Below are 15,240 nucleotides of genomic sequence, written 5' to 3'. Positions count from 1 at the left end.
ATGATGAGATGAGTCAGCTACCCACCCTTGAGGAGATCCGCCGGGCTCCGAAGGTGTTGCTCCACGATCACCTCGACGGCGGTCTGCGGCCCGGGACCATTGTCGAACTGGCCCGCGAGTCGGGCTACGACAGGCTCCCCACGACCGATGTGGCCGGCCTGCGGGCCTGGTTCCAGGAGGCCTCCGACTCCGGTTCGCTGGAACGCTACCTGGAGACCTTCGACCACACGGTCGGCGTCATGCAGACGCGTGAGTCGCTGGAACGGGTCGCCGCCGAGTGCGCCGAGGATCTGGCGGCCGATGGAGTGGTCTACGCCGAGGTGCGTTACGCCCCCGAGCAGCACACCTCCGCGGGCCTGAGCCTGGAAGAGGTGATCGAGGCCGTACAGGAGGGATTCCGGACCGGCTCCGAGGGGCGCGGTATCCGGGTGGGCACGCTGCTCACCGCGATGCGCCACCAGGCCAGGTCCATGGAGATCGCCGAGCTCGCGGTCCGTTACCGCGACGTCGGCGTGGTGGGCTTCGACATCGCCGGAGCCGAGGCGGGCTATCCTCCCACCCGCCACCTCGACGCCTTCGAATACCTGCAGCGCGAGAACGCCCACTTCACCATCCACGCCGGCGAGGCGTTCGGCCTGCCGTCGATCTGGCAGGCGATCCAGTGGTGCGGTGCCGACCGGCTCGGTCACGGCGTCCGGATCATCGACGACATCACGGTGTCCGGCGACGGCGAGGCCAAGCTCGGCCGCCTGGCGGCCTACGTCCGCGACAAGCGCATCCCGCTGGAGATGTGCCCCACCTCCAACCTGCAGACCGGTGCCGCGGCCTCCATCGCCGAGCACCCGATCGGGCTGCTCCGCCGGCTGAACTTCCGGGTCACCGTCAACACCGACAACCGGCTGATGAGCGGCACCTCCGTCTCCGAGGAGTTCGCCAAGCTGACGGAGGCGTTCGGCTACGACTGGGATGACATGCAGTGGTTCACGATCAATGCCATGAAGTCGGCGTTCCTGCCGTTCGACGAGCGCCTGTCGCTCATCAACGGTGTCATCAAGCCCGGATTCGCGCGGCTCAAGTGGCAGGCGTGAGCGGGCCCGCACGAGTGGAGTCGGCGAGGTGAAGCAGGTGTTCCGGTCGAGGATGGCGCTGGTCCTGGGCTGGATCTGGATGGTGTTCGCCGCGGCCAACGCGGTGGATCTGATCGTCCGCTACAGCGGGCCGTCGTCGCTGACCGCCGCCGCGGTGCTGGGGGTGATGACCGCGCTGGTCTTCATCACCTGCCTGCGCCCGGCGATCATCCTGACCGAGGACGGCCTGCTGGTTCGCAACCCGCTCAGGAACACCCGCGTTCCGTGGGAGGCGGTGGACGAGGTCACGGTCTCCCACTCGATCAAGATCACCTCTGGCGACGGGAGTGTCCGCTGCTGGGCGCCGCAGGCCTCGGCCCGGGAGCGGGCGGCAGCCGTACGGCGGGGCAACCCGGCACGCACCGGCAGCCGGACCGAGCCGGCACGCTCGAAGGGTGAGCAGGCCGCCGCCGAGGCGCTGGCGGGCAAGACCCATGCCGACTGGGTGGCCGACCAGATCACCGAACGGGCCGAGTCCGCGAAGCGGGCGGCCACCCCGGCCGCCGGGCAACCGGGTGCCGGGGCCGACGGCGGCACGGGCGGGAAGGCCGCTGAGCCGGCCGGCGCCGCGGACGCGCAGGCCGTCGAGTCCGGCGGACCCGCCGCCACGGCCGGCGCGATGAAGGTCAGCTGGGCGCCGAGCGCGCTGGCCGCCCTGCTGGCCGCGGCCGTCCTGGTGGTCGCCGCGATCCTCGCCTGATCCCCGCCCCGCCTGACTCCGGGGGTCGGCGACCGGGACCGGCCCCGTCGGACGGGCCGGTCCCGGCACGTCGGCTGTTCACAGCTCCAGGGCGCCGGAGAGATCGGCCGTCAGGGCGTCGAGGTCCCGTACGGCCTGCGCCCTGGCGTCGGCGAGCTCACCCGTGACGGGAACGACGACCTCCAGGTAGCACTTGAGCTTGGGCTCGGTGCCCGACGGGCGGACGATGACGCGGGCGCCGCCGGACAGGCGGTAACGCAGGCCGTCGGTGGGAGGGAGGCCGGCTGAGCCCGCCCCCAGGTCGTCGGCGGACTCGACCGCCCGGCCGGCGAGCGCGACCGGCGGGGTGGCGCGCAGGCGGGCCATCGCGCCGGTGATCAGGGACAGGTCCGCCACGCGGACCGAGAGCTGCGACGTGGCGTGCAGGCCGTAGCGGCGGGCCTGGTCGTCGAGGAGATCGAGGAGCGTGCGGCCGTCGAGTTTCGCCTGGGCGGCCAGCCCGGCGACGGCCAGCGCGGCGCCGATACCGTCCTTGTCGTGGACGGGCAGCCCGGTGTCGGATCCGACGCTGTAGCCCAGGGCCTCCTCGTACCCGAAGACCAGCCCGTCCCCGGCCTTCATGATCCATTTGAAACCGGTGAGGGTCTCGGCGTAACGCACGCCGTACTCGGCGGCGATCTTGCCGAGCAGGGAGGACGAGACGATGGTGGTGGCCACCAGACGCCCGTCGCCGGAGGTCTGCCTGATCACGTGCTCACCGAGGAGGGTGCCCACCTCGTCTCCGGTCAGCATCCGGTGACCGCCGTCCGGCAGCGGGACGCCCACCGCGCAACGGTCCGCGTCGGGGTCGTTGGCCAGCACGATGTCGGCACCGATAGCCCGGGCGAGCTCCAGCGCGAGGTCCATCGCGCCCGGCTCCTCCGGGTTGGGGAACGCGACGGTCGGGAAGTCCGGGTCGGGGTCGGCCTGGGCCCCGACGGTCGCGGGGGCGTCGAAGCCGGCGGCCTCGAAGGCCTGGGTCAGGGTCGCGCCGCCCACACCGTGCAACGGGGTGTAGGCCACCCGCAGGTCACGGGCGTCGCCGAGCGGGAGCGCGGTCACCGCCTTCAGATAGGCGGTCACGACGGAGTCGTCCAGTGTGGTCCAGGCGGGGTCGTCGGGGGAGCCGAGAGGCAGGTCGGAGACCTGCCCGACGGCGTCGATGGCCGTGGAGATCTCCGCGTCGACCGGCGGCACGATCTGGGAGCCGTCGTTCCAGTAGACCTTGTAGCCGTTGTCCCGGGGCGGGTTGTGGCTGGCGGTGACGGTCACACCCGCGTCGGCGCCGAGGTGCCGGACGGCGAAGGCCAGCACCGGGGTGGGCAGCGGGCGGGGGAGGACGGAGGCGCGCAGCCCGGCACCGGTGAGCACGGCGGCGGTGTCGCGGGCGAAGACGTCGGACTTGTGCCGGGCGTCGTAACCGATCACCACGTGCCGTCCTGGGCCGAGGACCCGGGCGAGGCCGGCGGCGGCGCGCATCACGGTGACGCGGTTCATCCGGTTGGGGCCCGCGCCCAGCTCGCCGCGGAGGCCGGCGGTGCCGAACTCCAGTTTGGCGCCGAACCGCTCACGCAGCGCGGCCTGGTCGCCGCTCTCCAGCAGCGCGGTGAGCTCGGCCCGGGTCTCCGGGTCCGGGTCCTGGACCAGCCAGGAGTGTGCACGCCGTACGAGATCGCTGCTCAAGGTCACCTCATGTTCCGGGCGGGGCTCGTCCGCTCGCCGGGTCTGGTCGTTTTCGCGTCCGCCGGACCTGTCGCCGGTCGTTCTCGGGGTCACCGGGTCCGGCACCGGTGACTTTCCCCGTTCACCGGATCCGATCCGGACCCGGCTCCCGGAGCCGGGTCCGGTCCCGGTCGTCTTCCGGTGCACCGGGGCTGGTCGCCGGTGGTTCCCGGCGACCGTCGTACGGCCGCCGTCCCTACAGTTTGCCGACGACCCTGGCCAGCAGGCCGCCCATGCGCGCGGCGGTCGCGCGGCCCACCTCCAGGACCTCCTCGTGGTTCAGCGGCTCGCCCACCAGTCCGGCGCCCGGGTTGGTGACCAGGGAGATGCCGAGCACGTCGGCGCCGGCCTCGCGGGCGGCGACGGCCTCAAGCACGGTGGACATGCCGACCATGTCGCCGCCGAGAATCCTGCACATGCGGACCTCAGCCGGGGTCTCGTAGGTCGGCCCGCGGAAGGCCACGTAGACGCCCTCGGCCATCGACGGCTCGATCTCGCGGACCAGCTCGCGCAGGCGCGGGGTGTAGACGTCGGTGAGGTCGACGAAGGTGGCACCGGTGATCGGATTGGCGCCGGTCAGGTTGATGTGGTCACTGATCAGCACCGCCTCGCCGACCTCCTGGGTCTCCGGGCGCAGCCCCCCGGCGGCGTTGGTCAGCACGACGGTGCGGGCACCGGCCTTGATCGCGGTCCGGACCCCGTGCACGACCGGGTCGACGCCCCGGCCCTCGTAGAGGTGGGTGCGGCCCAGGAAGATCAGCGCGACCTTGCCCGAGTCGGTACGCACCGCGCGGATCCTGCCCGCGTGGCCGGCCACGGCAGGCGGTGCGAAACCGGGCAGGTCGGTCACCGGAATCTCGGCGATCGTCTCGCCGATCGCGTCGGCGGCCGGTACCCAGCCCGAACCCATCACCAGGGCGACGTCGAACGACTCGACTCCCATGGCGCTCTTCAACGCGGTCGCGGCTGCCAAGGCGAGTGCATAAGGGTCATTGCTCACCTCGCAGAGCGTACTCGCCGTTCTTCTCCGATCCGGCCGGTGAGCGTCACGGCGTGGCCGAACCGCCCGGCGCACCGGGCGGTTCGGCCCGCGAGGCGTCGGGGTGCTCCGGCCTATCGTCGGTGTCGGTCCGTGAGGCGTCCGGGTCGGCCGCCGGGGGGTATGCCGTCGGTGTCGGTCCGCGGGGCGTCCGGGTCGGCCGCCGGGGGGTATGCCGTCGGCGTCGGTCCGCGAGGTGTCCGGGTCAGCCGCCGAGGGACGTGCAGGGGCGGTTGCGCAGCTCCTTGACATAGTCGTCGGGGGCGCCGGCGCGCTCGGCGGCCTCGGCCAGGATGCCGAGGTAACGCGCGGAGGGCAGACCGCCCTCGTAGCCGTCGAGCACGTAGAACCAGGCCACGACCTCGCCCTCCAGGGTCTGCACCCGGAGTCTGACCTTGTGGTAGAGGCCCCGGGCCGCGCCCTCCCACTGGTCGAGGGAGGTCTCGTCGAGTTCGGGGACGTCGTAGAGGACGACGAAGACGTGCTCGTCGGGATCCTCGACGATGGAGACGAGCGCGCCCTCCCAGCCGAGGTCGTTGCCGCCGAACGTCAGGCGCCAGCCCTGAAGCCAGCCCGACCCCCGGATCGGGGAGTGCGGGGCCCGCTGGGCCATCTGGTCAGGGTCCATGTTGCTGCCGTAGGCGGCGTAGACAGGCACGGCACCCAACACTAATCGAAGAACGGTCCTTCGCTCACTCCGCCTCGGCGTCCCGTGGATTTTCTCCGTGTTCTGCACCGCTTCCGTGGCCGGACAGGGGGACCGGCGAGATGGTTGGTCCAGGGATGCGGGAGAATGGGGTACGTGACAAGGATCGTGATCATCGGTGGCGGGCCCGGCGGATACGAGGCGGCGCTGGTGGCTGCGCAACTCGGCGCACAGGTCACGGTGGTCGAGCAGGACGGTCCCGGCGGGGCCTGCGTGCTGACGGACTGCGTGCCGTCCAAGACGTTGATCGCCACCTCGGTGCGTAAGCAGGCACTTCTCGACGCCAGCATGCTCGGTGTGCACTACACCGGCGGTTCCGACGGCGACGCCGGTGCGGTGTACGCCGACATGCCGCTGGTCAACACGCGGGTGAAGGAGCTGGCCCAGGCGCAGTCGGCCGACATCGCCGCACGGCTGGCCGCCGAAGGGGTCGAGGTGGTCCGGGCTCCCGGGCGGCTGGTCGATCCGCAGATGGTCAGGGCCGGTGACCGGACGATCCGGGCCGACGTCGTGATCGTGGCGACCGGCGCGACCCCGCGCATCCTGAACGGCGCCGAGCCCGACGGGGAGCGCATCCTCACCTGGCGGCAGATATACGACCTGGAGGAGCTGCCCGAGCACCTCATCGTGGTCGGTTCCGGTGTCACCGGCGCGGAGTTCGCCGGCGCCTACCGCTCGCTCGGCTCGGAGGTCACGCTCGTGTCCTCGCGCGACCGGATGATGCCCAACGAGGACGCCGACGCCGCCGAGGTCCTCGAAGAGGTCTACCGGCGGCGCGGGATGAACGTCATGGGCCGTTCCCGGGCGGAGTCCGTCAAACGCACCCCCGACGGCGTGGTCGTCACGCTGGAGGACGGCAGGACCGCCGAGGGCACCCACTGCCTCATGACGGTCGGCATGGTCCCCAACACCGCCGGCATCGGCCTGGAGGAGGCCGGGGTCACCCTCGACCGGGGCGGCTTCATCCAGGTGGACAAGGTCTCCCGCACCTCGGCGCCCGGCGTCTACGCGGCCGGTGACTGCACCGGGGTGCTGATGCTCGCCTCGGTGGCCGCGATGCAGGGCCGGATCGCGGTCTGGCACGCGCTCGGCGAGGCCGTGCAGCCGCTCCGCCTGGCCACCGTCGCCTCCAACATCTTCACCGACCCCGAGATCGCCGCCGTGGGGGTCACGCAGAAGGCCATCGAGGCCGGTGAGATCGAGGCCAACGTGGTCAAGCTGCCGCTGGCCACCAACGCCCGGGCCAAGATGCAGGGCTTCAACGACGGCTTCGTCAAGTTGTTCTGCCGCCCGCACACCGGCATCATCCTCGGTGGCGTCGTGGTCGCCCCCCGCGCCTCCGAGCTGATTCTGGCGGTCTCGGTGGCCGTCCAGCAGCGGCTCACCGTGGACCAGCTCGCCCACACCTTCGCGGTCTACCCTTCGCTGTCCGGCTCCATCACCGAGGCGGCCCGCCGTCTGATGCAGCCCATGACTCCCAGCGGGATCTGACCAGCGGCTGGTCCAGGGCGTTCCGCCTGCTCCGCCTGGTGCCGACGCCCCAGATCACCATGGTGAGGGCCAGGCCGGCCGCGCTGAACACGACCATGACGAGCCCGACGGACGGGGCGCGTCCGCTGCCGATCGGCCTGGCCTCCCCCGGCCCGGTCTTTCCGGCCCGGGTTCCGGGTCCGGTGCCGATCGGCCTGGCGCCCCCCGGCCGGGTGCCTCCAGACCCCGTCCCACTCGCCCGCGCCCTGGATCCGGCGTCGCGGAAGCCCGGCATCCGTCCGGCGTCCGCCGGGACGCCCCGGGATCCGGCCAGGTCCGCGCCCGTGGCCCGGGTGAAGAAGGCGCCCTCGACCAGCGCGCCGGTGAAGTCGGCGCCCGCCAGCCTGGCCTGTCCGAGGCCGGCCCGGCTGAGGTCGGCGCCGCGTAGGTCGGCGTAGCGCAGCGTGGCCTGGGTGAGATCGGCCTGCCTCAGGTCGGCGCCGCGCAGGATCGCCCCGGTCAGGTCCTCCTGGGGGAGCTCCACGCCGGCCAGCCTGGCCTCGGTCAGGTCGGCGCAGCGCAGGTCGAGGGGGAGGCGGGCCGCTCCGGTGAAGTCCATGCCCCGCAGGTCGGGCCCCTGGCCGGGCCGGCACGGTCCGGCCTCGGCCTGGACGGGAGAGAGGCCCGTCCCCGACAGCGCGAAGATCACGGTGATGAGTGCCAGCGAGACGGAACGGCACACGGGAACCTCCTCGGAAGCGATCCCGATCGTCTCAGGGGATCATCGCGTTCCGCCGGACACCCGTCTACATCTTCCGCACTTTCTGTACCGAATAACTTCCGGAGGGTAACCGCAGCCCGCCCGGGACCGGCTGCTCGTCGTTCCCGTGGTTGATCGCGAAGAGCCATTCGCCGCGCCGTACCAGCTCGACGGGGGCCTGCTCCAGCTCCAGCAGGCGGGCGTAGGCGTCGTCGGCGAGGCGGGTGGAGACGTAGCAGGCCGTGCCCGAGCCGTACCGGTGGCGGGTGATCGCCGGCAGGCCCGTGAGGGCGGTCCCGGTGTAGCGGGCCAGCGCCTCGGCTCCCTCCAGGTGGACGTGCTCGCTCCAGAACGTGCCGGTCCCGGCCGGCTCGCCGCCGGGGCCGGACAGCGGGACCGCGGTGCCGGGGGCCAGCGGGTGGAACTCCTCGACCCGGATGCCGAGCAGGTCGCGCAGGGCTCCGGGGTAGCCGCCCAGCCGGATGCGGGCATGCTCGTCGGCGACGCCGCTGAGGAAGGAGACCACGAGGGTGCCGCCGCCTTCGACGTAGCGGCACAGGTTCTCCGCGTCGGCGTCGGAGATCAGGTAGAGGCTGGGGACGAGCACCATCCTGTATGCCGATAAATCGGTTGATGGGTGGGCGAAGTCAGCGGTGACGCCGTGCCGGTAGAGCACGCGGTGCGCCTGCCGTACCGCGTCCAGATAGCTCAGCTCCGTGGACGGCAGGCCCGGCGACTGCAGCGCCCACCCCGCCTCGACGTCCCAGAGGACCGCCGCGTCCGCCTCGACCGGTGCCCGTACGGCCTCCTGGAGGACGGGCAGCAGCGCGCCCAGTTCGCAGATCTCCCGGAAGATCCGCGTGTCGGGTCCGGCGTGCGGCACCATGCCCCCGTGCCAGAGCTCCGAGCCGCCCCGCGAGGCCCGCCACTGGAAGAACATCACCCCTCGCGAGCCCCGCGCGATGTGCGACATGCTCAGTCTGGCGATCTCTCCGGGCCGCTTGGCGGTCATGCGGGCCCCGCTGTAGGTCACCACCGCCTGCTCCATCAGCAGCCAGGGCCTGCCGCCGGACCAGGACCTCGCGAGGTCCGCGCCGAAGGCGGTCTCGGCCGGTGGGTCGCCGGCCGGGTAGTGGTCGATCGCGACCAGGTCCACCTCTTCGGCCCAGTGCCGCTGGTTCACCGGCACCCAGTCGCCGAAGACGAAGTTCGTGGTGACCGGGACGTCCGGGGTGAGCTCGCGCAGCACCGCCTTCTGCTCGCGGAGGCAGGCGAGCATCTCGTCGGAGAGGAACCTCCGGAAGTCGAGCGTCTGGGCGGGGTTGGGGAGGTACTGGGTGGCGCGGGGCGGCATGACCTGCTCCCAGGCCGAGTAGTGCTGGCTCCAGAACGAGGTGGTCCAGGCGTCGTTCAGCGCGTCCAGCGTGCCGTGCCTGACCTGGAGCCAGGCCCGGAAGGCGGCGGCGACGTGGTCGCAGTGGCACCGGGTGCCGTACTCGTTGTGGACGTGCCACATGGCCAGGGCGGGATGGTCGCGGTAGCGATCGGCGAGCGCGGTGGTGATCCGGACGGCGGCGGCCCGGTACGGCGGGGCGCTCACGCAGTAGGTGTCGCGGCTGCCGTGGGTGAGCCGTACGCCGTCGGCGGTGACGGGGAGCGCGTCCGGGTGGGCCAGGCCGAACCACGGCGGCGGGGAGGCGGTGGGGGTGGCCAGGTTGACCCTGATCCCCCCGCTGTGGAGCAGTTCGAAGGCCCGGTCCAGCCAGCCGAAGTCGTGGACGCCGGGTGCCGGTTCCAACCGCGCCCAGCAGAACACCCCGACGGTGACGAGGTTGACCCCGGCCCGCCGCATCAGCTCGACGTCCTCCTTCACCACCTCCTCCGGCCACTGCTCGGGGTTGTAGTCCCCGCCGTAGCACAGCCCGTCGAGCCCTCGCGGCCAGTCCACTCTGGTTCCTTTGTTCGGATGGTAACTAAACTAATTATCCATGGAACGCGGGACCGGCTCAAGGGCGGCCACCGGTGGTCCCGCTCCGCGGCCAGAGCTGAGGCGTTGACGTTTGTTGGTTTGGACGTAAAACTAACTCCGAACCGGATGCCTGGAGTGCTGGAGCCCGCATGCCTTACCGTCCCCCGCTGATCGCGCATGAGTACTTCGTCGCGGACCCTCCGGAGCTTCCCGTCCGCTCGCGCGGCGAGACGGGTCTGTCGGAGCTCACCTCGGCCGAACTGGTGGCGGCCGAGGCGGCCGGAGTGACGCTCAAGGCCGTGACCTCGGCCGAGGAGACCCTCGTGGTCCAGGTGGGCGTGGCGGGCGAGGGGGTGATCCGGGTCCGGCTCGGCCAGGACGTGGACGCGCGGACCCGCTCGGCCGCCGCGATCTCCATGGTCACTCCGGGCGCCTTCGCCGGGGCTCGGGTGGAGACGGGCGACGGCACGGTCCTGCTCGACGCGGGCTCGCTCCGCGCGGAGATCACTCTGGCGCCCTGGCACCTGCGGTTCACCGACGCGGCCGGGGCGACCCTGCTGGAACAGGACAGGGGCCACACCGACATCAGTGGCCGGCTGCGCACCCTGCCGTTCGGCCGCTCCAGCTCCGGCGGCGCCGTGATCGGCTACCACGAGAGCTTCGCCGCCCCCGCCGACGAGGCGTTCACCGGGTTCGGCGAGTCGTTCACCCCGCTGGACAAGCGCGGCCAGCGGCCGGTCATGTGGAACTTCGACGCCTTCGGCGCCGAGTCGCAGCGGGCCTACAAGAACGTGCCCTTCTACCTGTCCAGCAGGGGATACGGCGTGCTGGTGGACAGCGGGACGCCGGTGGAGTTCGACGTCTGCCAGTCCACGCACAGCTGCGTGCAGATCGTGGTGCCGGACGACCTGATCGACTACTACGTGATCGCCGGGCCCACCCCGCCGGAGGTGCTCGACCGGTTCGACCTGCTCACCTGCCGCCCGCTGCTCCCGCCGAAGTGGGCGTTCGGCACCTGGATCTCCTCGGGGTTCTTCGTGGACACCCAGGAGCGGGTGATGGCGCGGGCGCGGAAGATCAGGGAGCGGGGCATCCCGTGCGACGTGCTGCACCTGGACACCTACTGGCAGACCGACGGGCACTGGTCCGACCTGCGGTGGGACGCCGTCAACTTCCCCGACCCCGGAGGGATGCTGGCGGAGCTGGACGAGATGGGCTTCAAGGTCTGCCTGTGGATGAACCCGTACATCTCCCAGCTGAGTCCGGCGTTCCCGTCCGCCGCACAAGACGGATATTTCTTGAAAAAGACTGATGGTGAGGTCTATGTGGCCGACGCCTGGCACGGCTCCTACCCGGCCTGCGGAATCGTCGACTTCACCAACCCCGCCGCGGTGACCTGGTTCCAGGGGCTGCTCCGGCCGCTGCTGGAGCAGGGGGTGCAGGTCTTCAAGACCGACTTCGCCGAGGGCGTGCCGCGCGACGCCGTCGCCTTCAACGGGATGACCGGCACCGACCTGCACAACGTCTACACCCTGCTGTTCAACGACGTCGTCGCCGAGGTGACCAGGGAGGTGGCCGGGCACGGCATGGTCTGGGCGCGCTCGTCGTTCCTCGGCGGGCAGCGCCACTCGGCGCAGTGGAGCGGCGACACCTACACCAGCTATCCGGCGATGGGCAGCACGCTGCGCGGCGGGCTGGCGCACGGCCTGTCCGGCATCCCGTTCTGGAGCCACGACGCGGGCGGGTTCACCGGCCGCCCCACCGACGACCTGTATGTCCGCTGGACCCAGTTCGGCGCGCTGTCCCCGCTGCTGCGCCTGCACGGCACCACCAGCCGTGAGCCGTGGGAGTTCCCCGAGGTCGAGGCCCAGGCCGTCGAGGCGCTGAAGCTGCGCTACCGGCTCATGCCGTACCTCTACACGGCGGCGGTGCAGGCCGCGCGGACCGGCGCGCCGATGATGCGGGCCCTGTGCGTCGATCACCCCGACGACCCGGTGGCCTGGCAGGCCGACCTGGAGTACCTCCTCGGCCGCGACCTGCTGGTGGCCCCGATGACCTCACCCGAGGGCGTCCGGAAGGTCTACCTGCCGGCCGGAGACTGGGTGGACCACTGGAGCGGCGAGGTGCTGGCCGGCGGCCGGTACGTCACGGTCTCCACCCCGCTGGACCGCATCCCGCTGTTCGTACGGCACGGCGCGCTCATCCCCGTCCTGGCCGAGCCGGGCGGAACCGTCGGAGACGGGCCGTTCGGAGAGATCACGCTGGTCGGCTACGGCGTGGGCGAGAGCCGTACCGTCGTCTCCGATCTCGACGGGGACACCACGATCACCGCCGTCCCCGACGGGGACGGGCTGCGGGTGACCGTTTCGGGGAACGCGCGGATCACGGGCGTGGAGCTGGTGGGGGCCGGCGTCCCGGTCGTCATCACCACCATCTAGGAGACAACCATGTTCAAGATGAGAACGGGCGCGGCCGTGGCGGCCCTGCTCGTGGCCCTGGCCGGCTGCGGGAGCACCGAGCAGGCCGCGGACAAGCCCGCCGCCCAAGGTCCCCGCGTTCTGAAGCTCTGGCACTACGAGGGCGCCGACAGTGCGATGGGCAAGGCCTGGGCCGAGGCGGTCAAGCAGTTCGAGGCCTCCCATCCGGGGGTGAAGGTCACGTTCGAGGAGAAGGCGTTCGAGCAGATCCGCCAGTCCGCGGGCATGATCCTCAACTCCGACGAGGCTCCGGACGTGATGGAGTACAACAAGGGCAACGCCACCGCCGGGCTGCTGTCCAAGCAGGGCCTGCTGACCGACCTGTCGGCCGAGGCGGCCGAGCGCGGCTGGGACAAGCTGCTCAGCCCTTCGCTCCAGACCACCGCGAAGTATGACGAGCGCGGTGTGATGGGCGGCGACAAGTGGTTCGGCATCCCGAACTACGCCGAGTACGTGATGGTCTACTACAACAAGGACGCGTTCAAGAAGCAGGGCATCGAGGTGCCCACGACCTACGACGAGTTCACCGCGGCGCTGGACACGTTCGCCAAGGCCGGGATCACCCCGCTCGCCGTCGGCGGCGCCGAGTATCCGGCGCAGCAGATCCTCTACCAGCTCGCGCTGAGCAAGGCGCAGCGGCCGTGGGTCGACGCGCTCCAGCTCTACAAGGGCAAGGTCGACTTCTCCGGGCCGGAGTTCCGCTACGCGGCCGACACCTTCGCCGACTGGGTGAAGAAGGGCTACATCGGCAAGGACTCGGCCGGGATCAAGGCCGAGGACATGGGCGTGTCCTTCATCGGCGGCAAGTATCCGATCGTGGTGTCGGGGAGCTGGTGGTACGGCCGGTTCGTCAGCGACATCAAGGACTTCGAGTGGGGCTCGTTCCTCTGGCCGGGCAACGCGATGAGCGCCGGATCCAGCGGCAACCTCTGGGTCGTCCCCGAGAACGCCAAGAACAAGGACCTCGCCTACGACTTCATCGACATCACGATGAAGAAGGAGATCCAGAACCTGCTCGGCAACTCCGGCGGCATCCCGGTGGCGGCCGATGCGTCGGCCATCACCGACGCCAAGAGCAAAGAGCTGATCGAGAACTTCACCAAGCTCTCGGGCTCCGACGGGCTCGCCTTCTACCCGGACTGGCCGGCGCCGGGCTACTACGACGTGCTGGTCTCCGGCGTGCAGAACCTGATCAACGGCACCAAGACGTCCGCCCAGGTCCTGGACGAGATCGCCGGGCCGTACAACGAGAACCTCGCCGACATCGGCAACTGAGGCGACATCGGCAACTGACGCAACTGACGCAACTGACGCAACCCCCATCGCGGCCCGCGCCTTCGGGTGCGGGCCGCGCGCACACAGAGAGGTCCTCCGTTGAAGAGGTCTCGCAGCAGCGGGTACCGGGTGTTCCTGCTGCCGAGCGCCGTGCTGTTCACGGCGGTCATCGTGGTGCCGTTCCTGATGAACGTCGGGATCGGGTTCACCCGCTGGCAGGGGATCGGGGACCCCAGATGGATCGGGCTGGACAACTACACGCGGCTGTTCGCCGACGAGCGGTTCTGGGCCTCCTTCCGCAACAACGCCGCGCTGGTCGTCGCGATGGCGATCGTCCCGACGGCCCTCGGCCTGGTCCTGTCGGCGACCCTGTTCGACTACGTGGGCAAGAAGTTCGGTCCCCGTACGGCCGGCGCGCTGCGGGCGGCGTACTACCTGCCGCAGGTGCTGCCGGTCGCGGTCGCCGGGATCGTCTGGGGATGGATCATGCATCCGCGGTTCGGCGCGCTCAACGAGCTGCTCGGGCTGCTGGGCGTGGAACCGAGGAACTGGCTCGGCGACCCGGCCTGGGCGCTGCCGAGCGTGATGGTGATCATGGTGTGGTTCCAGGTCGGCTACCCGGTCGTGATCTTCATGGCCGGGCTGCAGCGGGTCGACCCGGCCCTGTACGAGGCGGCCGAGATGGACGGGGCGTCGTGGTGGCGACGGTTCTGGCACATCACGATCCCGCAGATCCGGCCGGAGATCTACGTGGTCCTGCTGACCTGCACGATCGCCGCGCTGAAGGTCTTCGGGCCCATCTTCGTGCTCACCCGGGGCGGCCCCGGCGGCGCCACCCTCGTGCCGTCCTACTTCAGCTACCAGAACTTCTTCGAGAAGGCCAACGTCGGGTACGGCTCGGCGATCGCCACCGTGCTCACCCTCCTGATCATCATGGTGACGGCCTTCTTCCTGCGGATTCAGGACAAAGAAACATGATCCGGAAATACTCGGTCCTGGTCTCGCTGACCGTGCTGGCCGTCGTGATGCTGGTGCCGTTCGCCATCGTCACGCTCAACGCGGTCAAGTCCCCGGCGGACTACTCCTCCGGCGGCCCGCTGAGCCTGCCCGGCAGCCTCTACCTCGACGGGATCGTCCAGTTCTGGAACCGTGTCGACTTCGGCGGCAAGCTCTGGAACAGCCTGCTGATCAGCGGTTCGGTGGCCGTGCTCGCGGTGCTGCTGTCGGTGTTCAACGCCTACGCGCTCGGCATCGGCCGGGTCCGCGGCCGGACCTGGATCCTGGTGGTGTTCCTGGTGGCCAACACGCTGCCGCAGGAGGCGCTGGTCTATCCGCTCTACTACCTGTCCAAGCAGGTCGGTCTCTACGACACCCGGCTCGGGGTGATCATCATCTTCACGGTGATCCAGAGCGCCTTCGGCACCTACCTGCTCGCCTCGGTGCTCGGCCGGTTCCCGCACGAGATCCTGGAGGCCGCGGCCATCGACGGGGCCGGGAAGTGGCGGGCGCTCTGGCGGATCGTGGTGCCGATCAGCAGGCCGACGCTGAGCGTGCTGCTCGTCTTCTTCTTCATCTGGACCTGGAACGAGTTCTTCCTGCCGCTCGTCTTCCTGATCTCCAACGAGAACCAGACCGTGCCCGTGGCGCTGGGTGTGCTGCAGGGGGACAAGATGATGGACGCCACGATGTCGAGCGCCTCGGCGCTGCTGGGCATCCTCCCGGCCGTCGTCTTCTTCCTGATCTTCCAGCGGACCCTCACCCGGGGGGTGACCGTCGGTGCGATCAAGTGACCTTTCCCGGAGCCGCCGCCCGGGGCGAACGGCGTCCCGCGCATCCCGAGTCCGGGCCCGCGCATCCCGAGTCCGGGCCCGCGCATCCCGAGTCCGGGCCCGCGCATCCCGAGTCCGGGCCCGCGCATCCCGAGTCCGGGCCCGTGGTCTCTGGGCCCGGCCCGCG

The 15,240-nt window shown here is 70.8% G+C and carries 12 protein-coding genes; 7 read left to right on the top strand and 5 right to left on the bottom strand.

Annotated features, from left to right (window positions below; all coding sequences use genetic code 11):
* Positions 1-8 precede the first annotated feature (8 nt).
* Together OHA77_RS14670 and OHA77_RS14665 are read left to right on the top strand one after the other, a co-directional pair.
* Entirely contained in the window at positions 9-1,088 is a 1,080-nt protein-coding gene (locus OHA77_RS14670; RefSeq protein ID WP_326820058.1) for an adenosine deaminase, read from the top strand.
* 28 nt (positions 1,089-1,116) lie between these two features.
* Positions 1,117-1,827: a PH domain-containing protein gene (locus tag OHA77_RS14665; protein WP_406318671.1), complete on the top strand. Its 711-nt coding sequence runs from the start codon at positions 1,117-1,119 to the stop codon at positions 1,825-1,827.
* A 78-nt stretch (positions 1,828-1,905) separates the two neighbouring features.
* Here the strand turns inward: OHA77_RS14665 and OHA77_RS14660 are convergent, their stop codons facing one another.
* The 3 genes from OHA77_RS14660 to OHA77_RS14650 form a co-directional block, all read right to left on the bottom strand.
* Positions 1,906-3,549, bottom strand: coding sequence for a phospho-sugar mutase (locus OHA77_RS14660; protein ID WP_406318670.1), 1,644 nt, complete (start codon positions 3,547-3,549; stop codon positions 1,906-1,908).
* A 235-nt stretch (positions 3,550-3,784) separates the two neighbouring features.
* Positions 3,785-4,588, bottom strand: coding sequence for a purine-nucleoside phosphorylase (locus OHA77_RS14655; RefSeq protein ID WP_406318668.1), 804 nt, complete (start codon positions 4,586-4,588; stop codon positions 3,785-3,787).
* Between the two features lie 244 nt (positions 4,589-4,832).
* Positions 4,833-5,285 (bottom strand): gamma-glutamylcyclotransferase, encoded by a 453-nt coding sequence (locus tag OHA77_RS14650; RefSeq protein WP_326820062.1) that lies wholly within the window; start codon positions 5,283-5,285, stop codon positions 4,833-4,835.
* A gap of 144 nt (positions 5,286-5,429) precedes the next feature.
* Between OHA77_RS14650 and OHA77_RS14645 the strand changes: the two genes are divergently transcribed.
* On the top strand, positions 5,430-6,824 hold the full coding sequence (locus OHA77_RS14645) for an NAD(P)H-quinone dehydrogenase (RefSeq protein WP_406318666.1): 1,395 nt from the start codon (positions 5,430-5,432) through the stop codon (positions 6,822-6,824).
* On the opposite strand, the gene OHA77_RS14640 is transcribed toward OHA77_RS14645, so the two are convergent.
* Both OHA77_RS14640 and OHA77_RS14635 read right to left on the bottom strand, forming a co-directional pair.
* Complete coding sequence (locus tag OHA77_RS14640; RefSeq protein ID WP_406318665.1) at positions 6,772-7,545, bottom strand: pentapeptide repeat-containing protein; 774 nt, start codon at positions 7,543-7,545, stop codon at positions 6,772-6,774. The two genes, OHA77_RS14645 and OHA77_RS14640, sit on opposite strands and share 53 nt — an antisense overlap.
* Before the next feature lie 64 nt (positions 7,546-7,609).
* Positions 7,610-9,511 carry a beta-galactosidase gene (locus OHA77_RS14635; protein ID WP_406318664.1) on the bottom strand — a complete coding sequence of 634 codons (1,902 nt, stop codon included), beginning with the start codon at positions 9,509-9,511 and terminating at the stop codon, positions 7,610-7,612.
* A 170-nt stretch (positions 9,512-9,681) separates the two neighbouring features.
* On the opposite strand from OHA77_RS14635, the gene OHA77_RS14630 reads away from it, so the two are divergent.
* The 4 genes from OHA77_RS14630 to OHA77_RS14615 all read left to right on the top strand — a co-directional run bounded on the left by OHA77_RS14630 (position 9,682) and on the right by OHA77_RS14615 (position 15,074).
* Positions 9,682-11,970 (top strand): TIM-barrel domain-containing protein, encoded by a 2,289-nt coding sequence (locus tag OHA77_RS14630; RefSeq protein WP_406318663.1) that lies wholly within the window; start codon positions 9,682-9,684, stop codon positions 11,968-11,970.
* 9 nt (positions 11,971-11,979) lie between these two features.
* Positions 11,980-13,284 carry an ABC transporter substrate-binding protein gene (locus tag OHA77_RS14625; RefSeq protein WP_406318662.1) on the top strand — a complete coding sequence of 435 codons (1,305 nt, stop codon included), beginning with the start codon at positions 11,980-11,982 and terminating at the stop codon, positions 13,282-13,284.
* A 99-nt stretch (positions 13,285-13,383) separates the two neighbouring features.
* Positions 13,384-14,262, top strand: a complete 879-nt coding sequence (locus OHA77_RS14620; RefSeq protein ID WP_406318660.1) for a carbohydrate ABC transporter permease — start codon at positions 13,384-13,386, stop codon at positions 14,260-14,262.
* Positions 14,259-15,074, top strand: coding sequence for a carbohydrate ABC transporter permease (locus OHA77_RS14615; protein ID WP_406318658.1), 816 nt, complete (start codon positions 14,259-14,261; stop codon positions 15,072-15,074). Before OHA77_RS14620 ends, OHA77_RS14615 begins: the two co-directional genes overlap by 4 nt.
* Positions 15,075-15,240 lie beyond the last annotated feature (166 nt).

It is taken from the genome of Streptosporangium sp. NBC_01639 (assembly GCF_045209755.1).
Lineage (GTDB): Bacteria > Actinomycetota > Actinomycetes > Streptosporangiales > Streptosporangiaceae > Streptosporangium.
The sequence above is the reverse complement of the archived record's forward strand: the minus strand, read 5'-3'. Positions and strand labels throughout refer to the sequence as shown.